The organism is Gordonia sp. G4, assembly GCF_057770005.1.
Window position 1 is genome coordinate 2379464 of record NZ_CM173442.1, and the last position, 16265, is coordinate 2395728.

Below are 16265 nucleotides of genomic sequence, written 5' to 3' on the forward strand. Positions count from 1 at the left end.
CGGGACTCAGACCGCCGCCGGCGGATCGACGGTCAGGAACCAGACCGTCGGTCCGTCGGTCAGCGTGAACTCTCCGTAGACCCGGCCGCCCCACTTCCGTGCGTACACGTCGACCATGTGGGCGTCGGCCGTGCTGGCGGTGACCGGCGACCCCGCGCCGAGGGCCTCTTCCAGGACGGGTTCGAGCATTGCCGCGAGAGTGCCGTTCCTTCGATGGGCCGGGTGGACGAGCGCGAAGACGATGCTGTGTGCGCCGTCGACAGAGCGGGCGCGGGATTTCTGCTGGAGTTCTCGAAATCGTGTGATGAATCCGTCGAGGGCGATGACGAAATGCCGTGAACGGGCCGCCAGTTCGTCATCGACCGGTTGCGTCCGGTGATCGGGGCCGGCGACCGCGAGGAGAGCGGTCATTTCTCCGGCCGGCGTGAACATTCCCCGGGCGCCCGGCAGATGGTCGGTGAAGAGAATGTCGCCGTACCACCGGAATGCCTCGGCCGGGGCATCGTCGCCCAATAGCCATCGATAGACCGGGACCTCCTGCATTCCCGCCGCGAGAAGGTTGAGTGCGAGCGGGCGGTCGGCGGCCGTCAATGACCGTGATCTGATCCCGGCCGCGTGAATGCTGACCATTGGTCCATGCCACCATGAAATTCCCGCGAATGTATCCAGTCGGGACAACTCTGAGGTCGGTGGCGCGAGATTCACGTTTTGTTTAGATCCTCATTCGAGAATTCAAACCAAGAATTATTCATATCGCAGGACGATTCCGTGATGGGTCTGTAACGTCGCACCCGAGTCGTGTGACCAGGTGAGACGCGCGACCGACACCGGACATCTCACCATCATCGAGGAGGCGGATATGGCAGGCATAGTCGAGGGCGGTCTAGCGGGTGCGATCGGAGGTGCGGTCGAGGCGATCATCGGCGGGCTCGGCGACGCGGGTTCGATCGGCGGCGGTTCGCTCGGTGGCAGCGATTCGGAGACCTGAGCAGACGAATTCCGGTTCAGCGGTTGGTGACGCGCGGCGGCACCAGCCGCTGAACTCTTTTTGGGTCCATTCAAGTCGGACGACACGTCGTTCGACGTTGCATTATCGCTGCATTGTCTGAATTCGATGTTTCGATTTATTCTGATTCCAAATCCGCTGCCGTACCCTCTCAGCTGGTAATTCGAGATATTCCCCGCCCGATTCATCCGTTTACGAGTGATGAGATCACGATGAGGGGCAGACATTCCCGAAATGAATATGTAACGTCGGATTCGAGCCGACGCACGGGTGAGAGCGGACGGTGATCAACGAACAATCTCACCGATGACGAAGGGAGTAGACATGGCTGACGTAATCGAGGGTGGCATCTCCGGCGCTATCGAGGAGATCCTCGGCAACGTGCTCACCGGTTCGCTCGGCGGCGAGGAAGAGCCCACTACCTGAGTGCCCGGAACATACTTGGAACCGCCCCGCGACTCGAGTCGCGGGGCGTTTCGCTGTGTCGGGGACCTCAGGTGAAGACGACGGTCTTGCGTCCGTGGACCAGAACACGATCCTCGAGGTGCCACCGCAGGCCGCGGCTGAGCACCAGGGTCTCGATGTCGCGGCCCTGGCGGACCATGTCGGCGACCGAGTCGCTGTGGTCGACGCGGATGACGTCCTGTTCGATGATGGGGCCGGCGTCGAGGTCGGCGGTGACGTAATGGCAGGTGGCGCCGATCAGCTTCACCCCGCGCGCGAAGGCCTGATGGTAGGGCCGGGCGCCGATGAAGCTGGGCAGGAAGCTGTGGTGGATGTTGAGGGCGCGGCCGGCCCAGGCATCACACAACTGCGGCGGCAGGATCTGCATGAAGCGCGCCAGCACGACTGCGTCGGGTTCGTAGCCCTCGACGATCCGGCCCACCTCGGCAAAGGCCTCGGCCTTGCGTTCGCCCCCGAACGGCACGTGGTGGAACGGGACGCCGAAACGGGTGGCCAGGTCCTCCAATTCGCGATGGTTGCCGACGACGGCCCGGATCGCTGCCGGGAGTTCGCCTCGGTGAGCGCGGCCGAGAAGGTCGATGAGGCAATGGCTCTCCTTGCTCACCAGCAGGACCACGGACTTGGTCTCCCGCGAATCGGTGAGGTGCCAATCGGTCTCGGGCCCGAGTTCGGCGGCGACCTCCGAGGCGAAGCGCGCGCGCAGTTCCTCCGCGGTCGACGACACCGAATCCGCGCGAATCGCCTGACGGGTGAAGAACCAGCCGGTCTCCTCGTCGGAGTGGTAGGCCGCCTCGGTGATCCAGCCGCCGACGTCGGTGAGGAAGGTCGAGATCCGGGCCACGATGCCGGTGCGGTCGGGGCAGCCGAGCGTCAGCACATAGCGGTGCTCGGTCTGATCTGCCTGGGTCTGGGTCGTCTGTCCGGGGGCCACGACAGTCAGTGTGCCAAGCTCGTCGGTGTGACGAACAAGGACCTGCGCCGCGGCGACGTCGCCGCCATCATCGACCACACGTTGCTGAAGCCGGAGGCGACCCGCGCCGACGCGGAGGCCACGGTTGCCGACGCCGCGCGGCTCGGGGTGTTCGCCGTCTGCCTGTCGCCGTCGATGCTCCCGATCGACACCGGGGAACTGCGGACCTGCGTCGTGGCCGGGTTCCCGTCGGGAAAGCACCATTCGCTGGTCAAGGCGGCCGAGGCGCGTCTGGCCGTCGACTCCGGTGCGGACGAGGTCGACATGGTGATCGATGTCGGGGCGGCCGTCGACGGTCGGTTCGACGAGGTGTTCGCCGACGTCCTCACCGTCCGTGAGGCCGTCGGGGACGACACCCTCCTGAAGGTGATCATCGAATCGGCTGCGCTGTTGGAACTCGCCGGACCGGAGACCGTCACCGAGGTGTGCCGCCGCGCCGAACGGGCCGGTGCGTCGATGGTGAAGACGTCGACCGGGTTCCATCCGGCGGGCGGTGCGAGCGTCGAGGCGGTGCAACTGATGCGGGCCGCGGTGAGCGATCGCATGGGGGTGAAGGCGAGTGGCGGAATCCGGACCGCCGCATTCGCCGCCGAGCTCATCGCGGCCGGTGCGACCCGGCTCGGTCTGTCCGCGTCGGCCGCCGTACTCGACGGTTTCCCCGAATAGGCGGCCGACGACGCCCGGCACGGTGGTCGTCCGTCACGCCGGGGCGGAGGCCTTGGCGTGGAGGTCGGCCATCACCAGTCCGGCGTTGACCGCGGCACCGGCGGAGACGCCCTCACCCATGGCCACGGTCACCATCGCATTCATCGTGGTGGTGTTGCCGACCGCCCACACGCCCGGCAGCTCGGTCTCACCCATCGGGCCGGTCCCGACCACGCCGCCCATGCCCATCGGGCCGTCGACGAGGCTGCCACCGAGGCGCTCGTACAGTTCACCGCGGACCACGAACCTCGGTGAGACGACCACCGCGTCGGCCTCGACCACGGTGCCATCGGTCAGGCGGACGCCGTCGAGGCGGGTCGCCCCGTCCCGCTCCCGCGTCCGGACGCGTTCGACGCGGGCGTCCACGACGTCGATGCCGGTGGCCGCGAGATGCTCACGATCGTCCGCCGACAAGGCGGCAGGGTCATGCGCGATCACCGTGACATGCTCGCTGAGCTGGCGGAACATGAGCGCCTGATGCGCCGACATCGGGCTCGTCGCGATCTGGACGATCCGGGTCCCGCGCACCTCGTAGCCGTGGCAGTACGGACAGTGCAGCACGTCGTGACCCCACAGTTCGGCGACCCCGGGGAGGTCGGGGAGTTCGTCGACCAGCCCGGTCGCCAGGATGAGGCGGCGCGCCGCGACGACCTCGCCCGAGGAGAGACGCAGCGTGAAGTCGTCGATGGCGCCGGCGGCGTCGACGACGGTGTCCGACCGGATCTCGGCCCCGTACCCGGTCGCCTCCGCGCGCCCGCGGGCGAGCAGGTCGAGGGGCGAGGTCCCGTCTTGCCCCAGCACGTTGTGGGCTCCGGCGGCGGGTGCATTGCGCGGTTGGCCCGCGTCGATGACCACGACCTTGCGCAAGGACCGCGCCAGGATCGTCGCGGCACTGAGGCCGGCAGCTCCGCCGCCGACGATGGCGACGTCGTATCTGCTTGTGGTGGAGTACTTCCCGGTTGTGACGGGGGTGGTCATCGTTGCTCGCTCTCGGGAGTGGGGATTGCGGTGGTGCGCGGGCGGGCGATCCAGAGGAGCCGCCCGGCGGACAGGGTCAGGTCGTCGAGACGACGCTGTGCGTCGGAGTCGGAATCGTCGGTCAGGTCATCGAGGCGGGTCAGGTCGGCGGGGTCGAGGGTCTCGGCCAAGCGCAGCCGGAACTGGGTGAACCAGTGCCGTGCGTACCGCGCCACCGACTGGCCGGGATCGCTGCGCTCGACCCGGAGGGTCTCGACACGGAGCACGTCGTACCCGGCGGCGTCGAACGCGTCGGTCCAGTCCACGAGCGCCTCCCATCCGGCTTCGGTCGCCGCGGTCTCGCAGCGCTCCTGCAGGGCACGCAGCTCGGTGTCCTCGTGGGCGGGAAGGAAGCGCGGGACGCCTGCCATCTCGGTGATCACGACGATCCCGTCCGGGGCGAGCGTGGTCGCGGCCTCCCGCAACAGGCGTTGCGGATCGGCGACGTGGTGCAGCGACATGGCCGCCCAGACGACGTCCGGTGACCCCAGGGGCGGTAGCCCGTCGTCCAGATCGGCGACGACGGCGGTCACCCGACCGGCGAAACCGCCCGCTCGCGCACGACGTTCGACGAGCGCGACCATGTCGGGCGAACCGTCGACGGCGATGATCTGCGCCTGCGGGAAATGGCGCGCGAGCGCCTCGGTGCCGGTCCCGGTGCCGGCTCCCAGATCGGCGATGCGCGCGGGCGCGTGTGTCGACGACTCCTCGATCAGCCGCGCTGCGTCCTCCAGATAATCGGCCATGAGTTCGGCGTCGAGGTCGAGGACAGCGGCGAGCCGGGCGTGGTCGGCGTGGTCGTGGATGTGATCGCCGGCGTGGCCCGCGTGCGCGTGACGGTCGCCGACCGGGTGGTGATGGTGGGTGCTGGTCATGTCTTCACGGTAGCGGCGTCATGCCCCGATGGCATACTATCTTGCCAATGACGCAAGAACTCGATGCTGTCGTCCGCCAGCGCATTCGCGGACTCCGGATCGCGAGGGGCTGGACACTCGATGCCCTCGCCGCCCGGTGCTACCTGTCGCCGTCCACCCTCAGCCGGATCGAGACCGGGCACCGGCGGGTGGCGCTCGACCAGCTCGTGCCGATCGCCCGCGCGCTGGGCACGACCCTGGATCAGCTGGTCGAACCCGCCGATGACACCGATGTAGTGATCCGGCCCCAGCCGCACACGGTGGAGGGGATGACGATGTGGCTGCTCTCGCGGGAGAACGCGCCGCAGGGCGTGACCGTCGCCAAGATGCGCTTCGACCGTGAGCAACCCGTCGGTGAGCTGCGTGTTCACCCCGGCTACGAGTGGTTCACGGTGTTGTCGGGAACGGTGAAGCTGTGGCTGGGTGACCGCACCGTCCTCGTACCCGAGGGCGACGCCGCGGAGTTCTCGACGATGATCCCGCACGCGATCTGCTCGTACGAGGGTCCGGTGGAGGTGCTGTCGATGATGGACCATGCCGGCGAGCGGGCCCACCTGCCGTCCGTGCGGACCGGTACCGCGGCGCGCGACGACGACGCCGCGGGCGCCCCGGACGCCTGACCCCGCGGCCCGCACACCACCGATGCGAGGCGCCGCATCGGTACTGTTGTTGCAGTGATGACTCCTCAGACCTCGGTGAACCGACGCTCCGTGCTCGCCGCGGCCGGGGTCGGCGCGCTCGGGGTCGCGGTGGCGGCCTGCTCGGGCTCCGGCCTCGGCCCCGGTGAGGACACGCCGGCCGATCCCCCGGTCCGCCTGACCTTCACCCCCGCCCTCGACGCCGAACCGGCCGGCCCGACGACCGAGTTCTCGGTGAAGGCCACCGACGGGTTCCTCAATCCCGACGTGAAACTGACCAACCCACGCGGAGTCGTGGTGAAGGGGCAGCTGTCGGCGGACCGGACGAGCTACACGATCGGCGAGCCGCTCGGCTACGGCACCGAATACACCTGGAGCGGAACGGCGGTGGGTCTCGATCGCAAGGTCGTGCCGGTCGCCGGGACGTTCACCACCCTGACACCGTCGAGTCAGGTGAACGTCGTCGTCAACATCGGCGACGGGCAGGAGGTCGGCATCGCGGCGCCGATCATCCTGAAGTTCGACGGCACGGTCGAGGACAAGGAGGCCGTCGAACGTGCGCTGACGGTCACCACCACTCCGCCGACCGAGGGGTCGTGGGCGTGGCTCGGCGAGGACAACGGCTCCCGCGTGCACTGGCGGCCGCGCGAGTACTTCGCCCCCGGCACCAAGGTCAGCATGGTCGCCAAGCTCTACGGGCTCGACCACGGCGGCGGGGCCTACGGGGCGGCCGATGTGACCAGTGATTTCTCCATCGGGCGCGCGCAGGTGGTGAAGGCCGAGGAGTCCTCGCACCGGATCGTCGTGCTCCGCGACGGCGTCGAGCTGATGGCCCTGCCGTGCAGTTACGGCGGCGGCGATCTCGACCGCAACGTCACCCGCTCCGGCATCCACGTGGTGACCGAGAAGTACGAAGAGTTCTTCATGAGCAACCCGGCCGCGGGCTACTTCAACATCAGGGAACGCTGGGCCGTGCGGATCTCCAACAACGGCGAGTTCATCCACGCCAACCCCGCGACCGTGAACGTCCAGGGTTCGGCCAACGTCACCAACGGGTGCATCAACCTGTCCGAGTCCGACGCCGAACGCTACTTCGGGGTCGCGGTGTACGGCGACCCGGTGGAGGTCACCGGGACACGGATCGCGTTGTCGGAGGCCGACGGCGACATCTACGACTGGATCTACGACTGGGAGACGTGGCAGGGGATGTCCGCCGTCAAGGGTGAGGTCCGGGAGACCTCGGTCCCTGCGACGCCGAGCGGGGCGCCCACCTCGAATGCGCCGGCGCCGCGCTGACCGCAACTACCCCGTCTTGATGTTCCTCCGGGCGGAGGCCTGGTCGCGCGGCTTGAGGATGATCTGATCCAGATTGACGTGGGGCGGGCGGGACGCGACGAACCCGATGACCTCGGCCACGTCCTCGGCGACCAGCGGCGTGAGCCCCGCGTAGACCGCGTCGGCGCGTTCCCGATCGCCCTCGAAACGGACGAGTGAGAAGTCGGTCTCGACCATGCCCGGGGCGATCTCGGTGAGCCGTACCGGCTTCCCGAGGAGTTCATAGCGCAGCGTCCGGTGGGCGACGCCCTGGGCGTGTTTCGCCGACGTGTACCCGGCGCCGTTGTCGTAGGCCTCGAACGCCGCGATCGACGTGACCGAGACGATCAGTCCGTCACCCGAGGCGACGAGTGAGGGGAGCAGGGCCTTGGTGACCCGCAGGCTGCCCAGGACGTTGGTCTCCCACATCCAGCGCCAGTCGTCGAGGTCGGCGGTCGCGACCGGGTCCAGGCCCTTCGCGCCGCCGGCGTTGTTCACGAGCACGTTCACCGTGTCGAGCCCGGCGACGAACGCCGCGACGGACTCGTCGTCGGTGACGTCGAGTTGTCTTCCCGTGCCACCGATCTCGTCGGCGAGTGCCGTCACCCGATCGAGCCGGCGGGCGCCGAGCACCACGTGGTAACCCTGCGTGGCGAGCTGCCGCGCGGTGGCCGCGCCGATACCCGAACTCGCGCCGGTGACCACGGCGATCGGTCGGCTGTCCGTCGACTGAGAGGCAGTGTCGGTGCTCATGGGCTCAACCTTACGGATGCCCGCAAGGCCGCCGCGCAGCCCGTCGGCACGCCTCGGCGCCCCCGCCGCACTGCTACATTCATCGCATGCGTGGGGGAGTCATCCCGGCGGCGCTGCAACTGACCTCCACCCCGGCGGCGGCGGTCCTGCACGCGATCCGGGTCGGTGGTCCGGTGACCCGGGATCAGCTCGCGTCGACGACGGGTCTGTCGCCGGCCACCATCAACCGTCAGGTGCACGCACTCGCCGCCCATGGCCTCATCGTCGAACGACCCGACCTGGCGGGGCCGAAATCGATTGGCAGACCGAAGAATCCGCTGACCCTCGACCGTGACTCGCTGTGTGTCGCGGGGATGCACATCGGCGCCCGGCGAACCGTGCTCGCCATCGCCGACCTCGGCGGACGAACGTTGCACAGCCATGCGGTGCTCACGCCGACCGGTGACCAGGAGGACGCCCTGCGGCACCTCTGCGCACTGCTCGCCGAACTCGCCGCACGCTTCAGCGGGCGTCGGGTGCTGTGGGGTGGCGTCGCCGTCGGCGGTGCGGTCGACGCCGAGACCGGTGTGGTGAACCATCGGGTCCTGGGCTGGCATCAACTCAGCGTGGGCGCAACACTTGCCGAACACCTCGACACCCCGGTGTCGGTGTGCGAGCACGTCGAGGCGATGGCCGCCGCCGAGCTGCTGCTGACCCACCCGCGCGACGACGGGGGCTCCGGGTTGTTCTTCTACGCACGTGAAACAGCCGGGATGGCAATGACTCTCGACGGCCGGGTGCATGTGCCGGAACGCGGGGCGGGCACCATCGCCCACCTGCCGGTCACGGCGCCCGTGCTCGCGCCGGGACTCACTCGGGTCCGATTGCAGAACGTCATCGGCGACGACGCCGCGGAGGCGGCGGCCCGTCGTCTCGGGATCAGTCCCACGTCGTCCCGGATCGTCGACGAACGGGCCCGCGTCCTCGGTGAGTCGGTCGCGCTCATCCGGGACGTGATCAATCCCGACGCCATCGTCGTCGCCGGCGACGCGTTCGCCGCGCACCCGCACGGGCTCGCGCCGGTGCAGGCGGCCTTCGACGAAGCCACGACGCTCACGTGGCCGCTGGAGATCGCGCCCTCGAGGTTCGGTGTGCGGGTGCAGGAGAGCGCGGCGATCGTGGTGGCGCTCAGTGTCATCTACGCGGATCCGGTCGCGGCGATGGCGACGTTGTGACCGGTCACCCGACCGCCTGCCGCTGCCGTTGTCGCGCGCATCCCCTACGGTGAGTCCATGACGCTGCCCCGCGATGTGTCCGCACGGCTCGAGGTGCGGGTCGACGACCCCACCGAACTGGAGATGCAGATCACCGTCGCCCGACTGCCCGGACTCCAACTGGAGGAGGAACTCAAGGTCGAATTCGACGGCCGGTCGGTCACCCCGGAGGAGATGATCGGGCAGCACGGCTCCCGCATCCACCGGTTGCAGCTCGAGCGGGGTGTCCTGACCATCGACTACTGGGCGTCGGTGCTCACCCCCGCCGACCCGCTGCCCGTCGACGTCACCGACCGTTCGACCTATCTCCGTCCGAGCCGATATGCCGAGTGCGACAAGTTCTTCGGGTTCGCGGCCGGTCAGTTCGACTCGTCGCTGCCCGACGGCGAGATCCTGCGGCAGGTCGCCGCCTACGTGTCGGACCGGCTCAGCTACATCCCCGGCGCGAGTGACCCCATCGACGGTGCCGCCGACACCCTGCTCGCCGGTGCGGGCGTGTGCCGCGACTATGCGCATCTCGTCGTCGCGCTCCTGCGGGCCCTCAACATCCCGGCGCGGCTCGTCGCGGTCTACGCGCCCGGATGTTCGCCGATGGATTTCCATGCCGTCGCCGAGGCGATCGTGGACGGCGAATGGGTGTCGGTCGACGCGACCGGACTCGCTCCACGGCAGAGCCTCGTGCGGATCTCGACCGGCCGCGACGCCGCCGACACCGCATTCCTCGACAACCATCGCGGTTCGATCAACCTCAACTCCTACGAGGTGACGGCGACGGTACGAGGGGACCTTCCGATCGACGACGGGAATGCGCGCATCCGGATAGGCTGAGCCGCGTGCATGCGCTCACCTGTCCGGTTTGTAATGCGTTGTCCGGCTTCGACCGTCAGACCTGTCCGAACTGCGGGACGACCGTCGGCGTGCACCTCCCGTCGCGGTCGTTGTACGCGGTCTCGGCGGACGGGGTCGAGATCGATGGCATCCGGTGGGTCCGATGCTCGTTGTGGGACCGGACCCATTGCAACTGGCTGACCCCGGCCGAGGTCGCCGACGACAGCATCGGACTGCGCGGACGCTGTTTTCCGGAGTCCCTGATCCGGCGTCAGCCCGACGCCGAGGACACCATCGCGCTCGAGAAGCTCGCCCCGGCGTCCTTCGACCTGCGGCTGCTGATCTATCAACTCGTCGATCTCGGCTTGCCGGTGGAGCCGTTCTGGCGCACCGACGGCGGCCTGGCGTTCGATCTGCTGTCGAGTCAGACCCTCGGCAGGCCGGTCATGATCGGTCACGCGGGTGGTGTGGTGACCATCGACCTCGCCGAGACCCAGGATGCGTATCGTGAGCGGCTACGGGTCGACCTCGGCGAGCAGTACCGCACGATGCTCGGTCACTTCCGGCACGAGACGGGTCACTACTTCGAACACGTCCTCGTCGAAACCGGTCCGGGCGCCGACCGGTACCTCGAGCGCTGCCGGGACCTGTTCGGGGACGAACGCGCGAGCTACGCCGACGCGATCACGCGGCACTACCGGTTCGGGGCACCAGAGAACTGGCACGATTCGTACATCTCCGAGTACGCCACGATGCACCCGTGGGAGGACTTCGCCGAGTGCTTCGCGCACTACCTGCACATCACCGGAACCATCGACACCGCCCGGGAATCCGGGCTCAATCTCGATGCCCAGCAGGTCCGGTTCACCATGGAGCGCGACATCGTGCCGCTCCGGTCGTACGCCGACGAGCCGATCGAGCGTCTGCTTTACGACTGGAAGTGGTTGTCGCTCATGCTGAACAGGGTGAACGTGGCGATGGGGCGTCGGCCGCTGTACCCGTTCACGATCCCCGAACCGGTCGTACGCAAACTCGGTTTCGTACACGAGGTGATCCGCGAGAGTGCCCGCCGGGCGGTGGCCACGGACCCGCTCGTCGCGATGCCGGCCTAGTCGGCCGCGCGTGCCCGCTGTTCGGCGACGAACGCGAGAACCGTTGCCACGTCGTCGGTGTCGGCGATGCGGTATTCGGCGGCGGTGTCGCCCTCGCCGACCTTGATGCCGACGTCGCCGGACCCCGGGCGTAGGTGGGCGAAGGCCTTCTCGTCGGTGACGTCGTCGCCGAGGTAGATGACCGCGTCGGCGCCGATGGCCTCGCGCAGGGTGTCGAGCGCGTGACCCTTGCTGGTCTCGATCACCGCGAGTTCGAGAACGGCCTTGCCTTCGGTCACGTGCACGCCCGGCCAGGCGGCCGGGCCGGTGCGCGCACGGTCGAGCGCGGAGACGGCGTCCGTCTCGGACGCGTTGCGCACGTGCAGCACGGTGCTGGCCGGTTTGACCTCGACTGTGCTGCCCGGGAATTCGGCTACGATGGAGGACAACTCGTCGATCAGCCGGTTGAGCAACGCGCGGGCCTCGTCGGTGACCTCGACCGCGAAGCCGGACTCGAACTCGCTGCCGTGACTGCCGACCAGCACCACCGGAGCGGTGAGGCCGGACAGTGCCGCGAGCACGGCGCGCTCGCGACCGGACACGACTGCGACGACGGTGTCCGGCAGCGCGGCGGCGGCGGTGAGAGCGTCGATCGACGCGGGGAGGGGAACGGCGTCCTCGGGCCGCGACACGATCGGCGAGACACATCCGTCGTAGTCGCTCGCCACGAGCAGCACCCCGACGCCGGCGGCCCGCGTCAGCGCCTCGGTGAGCTCGGCGGGAATCCCGTTGTCGCTCACTCCGGTTCGTCCACCAGGTGGACACCCCGATTGGCCGACAGCTCGGTGTCGGAGTCGGCGCCGAGCGTGCCGAGGAAGCTCTCGGCCCATTTCGTGACATCGTGGGCGAGGACCTGCCTCCGCAGCGCGCGCATGCGTCGCCTGCCCTCGTGTTCGCTCTGTCCGACGGCGGCCTCGATCGCATCCTTCACGCCGTCGAGGTCGTACGGATTGGCCTGGTAGGCCGAACGCAATTCGGCTGCCGCGCCGGTGAACTCGCTGAGCACCAGCGCGCCGCCCAGATCGCCCCGGCATGCCACGTACTCCTTGGCGACGAGATTCATGCCGTCACGCAGCGGCGTGACCAGCATGACGTCGGCTGCCACGAAGAAGGCGAGCAGTTCTTCGCGGGGCACCGGACGATGCAGGTACTGCACCACGGGCTGTCCCACGCTCGCGTACGTGCCGTTGATGTTCCCGACGAGTTGCTCGATGCCGGCGCGCATCTGCTTGTAGCTCTCGACGCGTTCCCGGCTCGGCGTCGCCAGCTGCAGCATCACCGTGTCGGCGGGCTCGAGCCGCTTCTCGGCCAGCAGCTCCGAGATGGCCTTGAGCCGGACGTCGATGCCCTTGGTGTAGTCGAGCCGGTCGACGCCGAGCATGATCGTCTTCGGATTGCCCAGTTCGCGGCGGATCTCGGCGGCCCGCTCCCGGATCTTGCGGGTCTTGGACTGGGCGTCGAGCTCGCCGGATTCGATCGAGATGGGGAACGCGCCGACGCGCACGGTCCGGAACCCGACCTGCACCACGCCGAAACGCGAGCGAACGCCGACCGTGCCCTTGCTCGTCGCCTGACCGGCGAGGCGCCGGGCCAGGAAGAGGAAGTTCTGTGCCCCGCCCGGCAGATGGAAGCCGATGAGGTCGGCGCCGAGGAGGCCCTCGACGATCTCGGTCCGCCACGGCATCTGCATGAACAGTTCGACCGGCGGGAACGGGATGTGCAGGAAGAAGCCGATCTTCACATCGGGTCGGAGCATCCGCAGCATCTTGGGCACCAGCTGGAGCTGGTAGTCCTGCACCCAGACGACCGCACCCTCGCCCGCGGCCTTCGACGCCGCCTCGGCGAACCGCCGGTTGACCTCGACGTAGGCGTTCCACCATTCGCGGTGGTACTCGGGTTTGACGATGACGTCGTGGTAGAGCGGCCACAGCGTGGCGTTGGAGAAGCCCTCGTAGTACTCGGCGATCTCCTGCGTCGAGAGCGGGACCGCGTGGATGTCGATGCCCTCGATGTCGGGGTTGTCGTCGGAGTCGGGAATCCCCGACCATCCGACCCATGCCCCGGTGTTGGCGCGCAGGATCGGCTCGAGCGCGGTCACGAGTCCCCCCGGACTCCGCTTCCAATTGACGGTGCCGTCGGGAAGGACCTCTTTGTCGACGGGCAGACGGTTCGCGACGACGACGAACTCCGCCCCGTCGTGGATGTTCCGGTCGGTCCCGGTCACGCCGTCGGCGTCGGGGTGGGTTTCTCCTGCTCGCGGAGCCACCTGGTCAGGCGTTCTCGCCCGGCGCGATCCCCAGCATGGCGAACAGCATCCGGCATTCGTCGGCGTCGGTCGCGTACGCGGCGACGACGCGGCGCGCCGAGTTGGCGGTCTCGTCGGCCACGGGTTCCAGTTCTTCGTCGGCGATGTCGGTCGTCTTCGCGGGCATGTGAGTCCCCTCGTTGTGCGGCATGGTGTGCGTTCGGCGCGCGATGTCAGCCGGCGCGGCGGTGCGGCGTCCCCGGACTCCTGGTGATGCCACGCTGCCGTCCGAGGACACGCCCGACTACGTATTCTACCCGGGCATCGCGGGGGTTCACGGTCACCCGCCTCGCGTCAGAGTCGCGGCGTCGGTGGTCGCCGGCGGTTCGGTCGGCCCCGGCGGGCGTTGGCGTGCGCCTGACGGGCCTCGCGATCCTCGCGTAGCGCGATCCGGCGGCGGAGTCGCCAGTCCGGCCGGGGAGGCAGCTGGGGACGACGCAGCGACCGGGCGACGAACTCGCCCAGCGTGACTCCCGCGGCGAGAGCGCAGCCGATGGCCAGCGCGTTCGCGATCCAGGTGAAGCCGTCGAGCGTCTGATCGCCGAGGATGCCGTAGAGACCGCGATACACCGCGAGACCCGGTAGCAGCGGGGTGATGCCGGCCACCGCCACGACGAGCGGCGGCGTCAGTGCACGGCGCGCCAGCAGGCCGCCGATCAGGCCGACGAACGCCGCCGCGAGGCCGTTGGCGATGACGTCGCCGATGTCGGTGAAGGTCGATGCGGCCGCCACGGCGGTGCCGATGAAGCCGCCGAGGAACGCCACCCCGAGCGCGCGCGTCTCGGCGTAGCTGGCCAGCGCATAGGCACAGGCGGCCACCGCGCCGGCGACCACCCGGATGGGGAGTTCGACGACCTCGAAGCTGGTCGTCGTGGTGATTGTCGGGAGGTAGATGCCCCCCGCCTCCAGGATTCGGATCGCGACGCCGACGCCGGCGATGATGCCGCCGGTCATCAGCAGCAACTCGAAGAAGCGGGCCACCCCGGTGATGGGCGCGCCGGTGATCGCGTCCTGTACCGAGCCGACCAGCGACAGCCCGGACAGCAGGACGACGATGCCGGCCGCGATGACCTGCGAGGGCGCGATCTGGACACCGAGCCGTTCGGCCGCGGCGAAGACGAGGGCGGCGGGGACGACGGCCACGAACCCGCCGAGGACCTGCTGGAAGAAGACGGGGGTCCCGATGCGGTTGAGGCGGCGGTTGATGCTGACCGTCACCACGGTGGTCGCGAAGGCCAGCGCGGCGACGAGATACTGGCCACCGAGCAGCACCGCGATGCCCGACGCCATGATCCCCCAGGCGGTCGTGGCCAGCCAGTGCGGATACGGGTGCGGCGCGGTGATGATCTCGTCGACCATCTGATGCGCGGTCGACGGGCTGATGAACGAATCACGGATACGGCGGACCAGCCGGTCGACCTGCGCGAGCCGCGTGAAGTCCATCGAGCGGTAGTAGACCTGCTCCATGGTCGTGATGGGCGGCAGGGTCGCGCCGCGCCGCGCGCTGACCACGATCGTGTTGTAGGTGACGTCGACGTCGACGTCCTCGAGGCCGTACACGCCGGCGACGAACTTGATCTGCGTCTGGGTGTCGATGGCCCCGGTGCCGGAGTCGAGCAGGACCGCACCGATCTTCGTGGCGAGATCGAGCACCTCGGTGATCGCCGCGACGTCGAACGGTTCGATCGGCTTGCGCGGCGACACCATGATGCTGCCGGGTTCGATGGTGTCGATCGTCGCCTGCCGGCTGCCGCTGAGCCGGCGCAGGACACGGCCGATCTGTTCGCGCACGCAGGCCTCCTGGGGTCGGTGGGGGAGTGCTCGCGGGGTAACCGGCTCCCGACCGGTTCAACCCTGACAGGAGACTGGATACACCTCCTCCGTCCGGGCGGTTCGGGCAGGGTGCCGCGTTCCGATCAAACACTCACGACGGCAGCTGTCCGGTGGTGGTACACAGTATTTCGGACATGCCCGGCGCCTTCTTCGTCGACGCAGGCGGGATGATCCCGCACGGAGCCCAGGGAGAGATCATGACGGGATCGACCGCGGACGAATTCGACCACCTCGCCGAGAATCGCGCGGAGATCGGGCGCGATGACTTCCCGCTGCCGGTCGTCGAACGCGACACCGTCGACGTCGAGGGGCGCGCGCTGAGTGCTCTGCGCTGGGGGCGAGCAGATCCCGAGGTGGTGTTTCTCCACGGTGGCGCGCAGAACGCGCACACGTGGGACAGCGTGATCCTCGAACTGATCTGCCGGCGACCCGATCTGTCCGCGGTGGCCATCGATCTGCCCGGTCACGGACATTCGGATCGGCGGGCGGACCGCGACTACATGCCGTGGACGGCGGCGGAGGCCGTGCTGCCGGTCATCGGCGAGGTCGCGCCTCGTGCACGCATGCTCGTCGGCATGTCGCTGGGCGGGTTGACCGCCATCCGCGCGGTCGGTCTGCGTCCGGCGCTGGTGGCCCACACCGTGGTCGTCGATGTGACACCGTCGGTCTCGACGCGCCTGCAGGGGATGTCGGCGGACCAGCGCGGGACGACCGAGTTGGCCAGCGGCCCAGCTCTTTTCGATGACATCGAGACCATGACGGACAGTATCGCGGCGATGGCCCCACACCGGCCGCGGTCGGCGATACGACGTGGGGTCATACACAACAGCAAGCCGGTCGGCACCCGGTACGAGTGGCGTTACGACCGGCTCTCGGGTGCGGACGACTTCCGCCCGCTGTGGGAGCACGTCGAGACCGCGGACACCCACTTCACCCTGGTGCGGGGAGGTGACTCGACCTTCGTCGACGACGCCGACGCCCGCGAGTTCGCCGAGCGGGCGGCGCGATTCTCCGAAGTCGTGATCGCCGGTGCCGGCCACTCGGTCCAGAGCGACCGTCCGGTGGAACTGGCCGCCGTGATCGACTCCGCGCTGGAGGGCTGAGTTCCGCGGC

17 protein-coding genes are annotated in these 16265 nt (G+C 68.8%); 8 read left to right on the top strand and 9 right to left on the bottom strand.

Annotated features, from left to right (window positions below):
• Positions 1 to 6: 6 nt before the first annotated feature.
• Positions 7 to 630: a hypothetical protein gene (locus AC3B5T_RS10605; protein ID WP_488358625.1), complete on the bottom strand. Its 624-nt coding sequence runs from the start codon at positions 628 to 630 to the stop codon at positions 7 to 9.
• Positions 631 to 808: 178 nt separating this feature from the next.
• Here AC3B5T_RS10605 and AC3B5T_RS10610 point away from each other — a divergent pair, with 178 nt between their 5' ends.
• On the top strand, positions 809 to 988 hold the full coding sequence (locus tag AC3B5T_RS10610) for a hypothetical protein (protein ID WP_055475754.1): 180 nt from the start codon (positions 809 to 811) through the stop codon (positions 986 to 988).
• Positions 989 to 1499: 511 nt separating this feature from the next.
• On the opposite strand, the gene purU is transcribed toward AC3B5T_RS10610, so the two are convergent.
• On the bottom strand, positions 1500 to 2402 hold the full coding sequence (purU, locus tag AC3B5T_RS10615; protein ID WP_010842794.1) for a formyltetrahydrofolate deformylase: 903 nt from the start codon (positions 2400 to 2402) through the stop codon (positions 1500 to 1502).
• 27 nt (positions 2403 to 2429) lie between these two features.
• Here purU and deoC point away from each other — a divergent pair, with 27 nt between their 5' ends.
• On the top strand, positions 2430 to 3107 hold the full coding sequence (gene deoC / locus AC3B5T_RS10620) for a deoxyribose-phosphate aldolase (RefSeq protein WP_014925354.1): 678 nt from the start codon (positions 2430 to 2432) through the stop codon (positions 3105 to 3107).
• A gap of 33 nt (positions 3108 to 3140) precedes the next feature.
• On the opposite strand, the gene AC3B5T_RS10625 is transcribed toward deoC, so the two are convergent.
• Both AC3B5T_RS10625 and AC3B5T_RS10630 read right to left on the bottom strand, forming a co-directional pair.
• On the bottom strand, positions 3141 to 4124 hold the full coding sequence (locus tag AC3B5T_RS10625) for an NAD(P)/FAD-dependent oxidoreductase (RefSeq protein WP_055475755.1): 984 nt from the start codon (positions 4122 to 4124) through the stop codon (positions 3141 to 3143).
• Complete coding sequence (locus AC3B5T_RS10630; RefSeq protein WP_055475756.1) at positions 4121 to 5038, bottom strand: class I SAM-dependent methyltransferase; 918 nt, start codon at positions 5036 to 5038, stop codon at positions 4121 to 4123. Before AC3B5T_RS10630 ends, AC3B5T_RS10625 begins: the two co-directional genes overlap by 4 nt.
• A 47-nt stretch (positions 5039 to 5085) precedes the next feature.
• On the opposite strand from AC3B5T_RS10630, the gene AC3B5T_RS10635 reads away from it, so the two are divergent.
• The gene (locus tag AC3B5T_RS10635; protein WP_055475757.1) at positions 5086 to 5697 is read left to right on the top strand and encodes a helix-turn-helix domain-containing protein; all 612 of its coding nucleotides are present in this window, start codon (positions 5086 to 5088) and stop codon (positions 5695 to 5697) included.
• 57 nt (positions 5698 to 5754) lie between these two features.
• Positions 5755 to 7011 carry a L,D-transpeptidase gene (locus tag AC3B5T_RS10640; RefSeq protein ID WP_035717420.1) on the top strand — a complete coding sequence of 419 codons (1257 nt, stop codon included), beginning with the start codon at positions 5755 to 5757 and terminating at the stop codon, positions 7009 to 7011.
• A gap of 6 nt (positions 7012 to 7017) precedes the next feature.
• Here the strand turns inward: AC3B5T_RS10640 and AC3B5T_RS10645 are convergent, their stop codons facing one another.
• Complete coding sequence (locus AC3B5T_RS10645; protein ID WP_055475758.1) at positions 7018 to 7782, bottom strand: SDR family NAD(P)-dependent oxidoreductase; 765 nt, start codon at positions 7780 to 7782, stop codon at positions 7018 to 7020.
• Positions 7783 to 7868: 86 nt separating this feature from the next.
• Between AC3B5T_RS10645 and AC3B5T_RS10650 the strand changes: the two genes are divergently transcribed.
• The 3 genes from AC3B5T_RS10650 to AC3B5T_RS10660 are packed head-to-tail and all read left to right on the top strand — an operon-like array spanning position 7869 to position 10975.
• Positions 7869 to 8996: an ROK family transcriptional regulator gene (locus tag AC3B5T_RS10650; RefSeq protein ID WP_055475759.1), complete on the top strand. Its 1128-nt coding sequence runs from the start codon at positions 7869 to 7871 to the stop codon at positions 8994 to 8996.
• 57 nt (positions 8997 to 9053) lie between these two features.
• Positions 9054 to 9863 (top strand): transglutaminase-like domain-containing protein, encoded by an 810-nt coding sequence (locus AC3B5T_RS10655; protein ID WP_010842786.1) that lies wholly within the window; start codon positions 9054 to 9056, stop codon positions 9861 to 9863.
• Between the two features lie 5 nt (positions 9864 to 9868).
• A complete protein-coding gene (locus AC3B5T_RS10660) occupies positions 9869 to 10975 on the top strand; it encodes a zinc-binding metallopeptidase family protein (RefSeq protein WP_014925361.1) in 1107 nt (368 codons plus the stop codon).
• On the opposite strand, the gene otsB is transcribed toward AC3B5T_RS10660, so the two are convergent.
• From otsB to AC3B5T_RS10680, 4 genes are all read right to left on the bottom strand, one after another.
• The gene (gene otsB, locus AC3B5T_RS10665) at positions 10972 to 11754 is read right to left on the bottom strand and encodes a trehalose-phosphatase (protein ID WP_488358626.1); all 783 of its coding nucleotides are present in this window, start codon (positions 11752 to 11754) and stop codon (positions 10972 to 10974) included. The genes AC3B5T_RS10660 and otsB overlap by 4 nt on opposite strands.
• The gene (locus tag AC3B5T_RS10670; protein WP_488358760.1) at positions 11751 to 13238 is read right to left on the bottom strand and encodes an alpha,alpha-trehalose-phosphate synthase (UDP-forming); all 1488 of its coding nucleotides are present in this window, start codon (positions 13236 to 13238) and stop codon (positions 11751 to 11753) included. Before AC3B5T_RS10670 ends, otsB begins: the two co-directional genes overlap by 4 nt.
• Before the next feature lie 46 nt (positions 13239 to 13284).
• Complete coding sequence (locus AC3B5T_RS10675) at positions 13285 to 13446, bottom strand: hypothetical protein (RefSeq protein WP_010842782.1); 162 nt, start codon at positions 13444 to 13446, stop codon at positions 13285 to 13287.
• 167 nt (positions 13447 to 13613) lie between these two features.
• Positions 13614 to 15110: a threonine/serine exporter family protein gene (locus tag AC3B5T_RS10680; RefSeq protein ID WP_010842781.1), complete on the bottom strand. Its 1497-nt coding sequence runs from the start codon at positions 15108 to 15110 to the stop codon at positions 13614 to 13616.
• Between the two features lie 176 nt (positions 15111 to 15286).
• Between AC3B5T_RS10680 and AC3B5T_RS10685 the strand changes: the two genes are divergently transcribed.
• On the top strand, positions 15287 to 16255 hold the full coding sequence (locus AC3B5T_RS10685) for an alpha/beta fold hydrolase (RefSeq protein ID WP_488358627.1): 969 nt from the start codon (positions 15287 to 15289) through the stop codon (positions 16253 to 16255).
• The last annotated feature ends 10 nt before the right edge of the window (positions 16256 to 16265 follow it).

Coding starts and splice junctions, on each gene's coding strand:
- AC3B5T_RS10605 (WP_488358625.1), bottom strand. CDS start 630: ATGGTCAGCATTCACGCGGCCGGGATCAGATCACGGTCATTGACGGCC.
- AC3B5T_RS10625 (WP_055475755.1), bottom strand. CDS start 4,124: ATGACCACCCCCGTCACAACCGGGAAGTACTCCACCACAAGCAGATAC.
- AC3B5T_RS10630 (WP_055475756.1), bottom strand. CDS start 5,038: ATGACCAGCACCCACCATCACCACCCGGTCGGCGACCGTCACGCGCAC.
- AC3B5T_RS10635 (WP_055475757.1), top strand. CDS start 5,086: ATGACGCAAGAACTCGATGCTGTCGTCCGCCAGCGCATTCGCGGACTC.
- AC3B5T_RS10640 (WP_035717420.1), top strand. CDS start 5,755: ATGACTCCTCAGACCTCGGTGAACCGACGCTCCGTGCTCGCCGCGGCC.
- AC3B5T_RS10645 (WP_055475758.1), bottom strand. CDS start 7,782: ATGAGCACCGACACTGCCTCTCAGTCGACGGACAGCCGACCGATCGCC.
- AC3B5T_RS10650 (WP_055475759.1), top strand. CDS start 7,869: ATGCGTGGGGGAGTCATCCCGGCGGCGCTGCAACTGACCTCCACCCCG.
- AC3B5T_RS10655 (WP_010842786.1), top strand. CDS start 9,054: ATGACGCTGCCCCGCGATGTGTCCGCACGGCTCGAGGTGCGGGTCGAC.
- AC3B5T_RS10675 (WP_010842782.1), bottom strand. CDS start 13,446: ATGCCCGCGAAGACGACCGACATCGCCGACGAAGAACTGGAACCCGTG.
- AC3B5T_RS10685 (WP_488358627.1), top strand. CDS start 15,287: ATGCCCGGCGCCTTCTTCGTCGACGCAGGCGGGATGATCCCGCACGGA.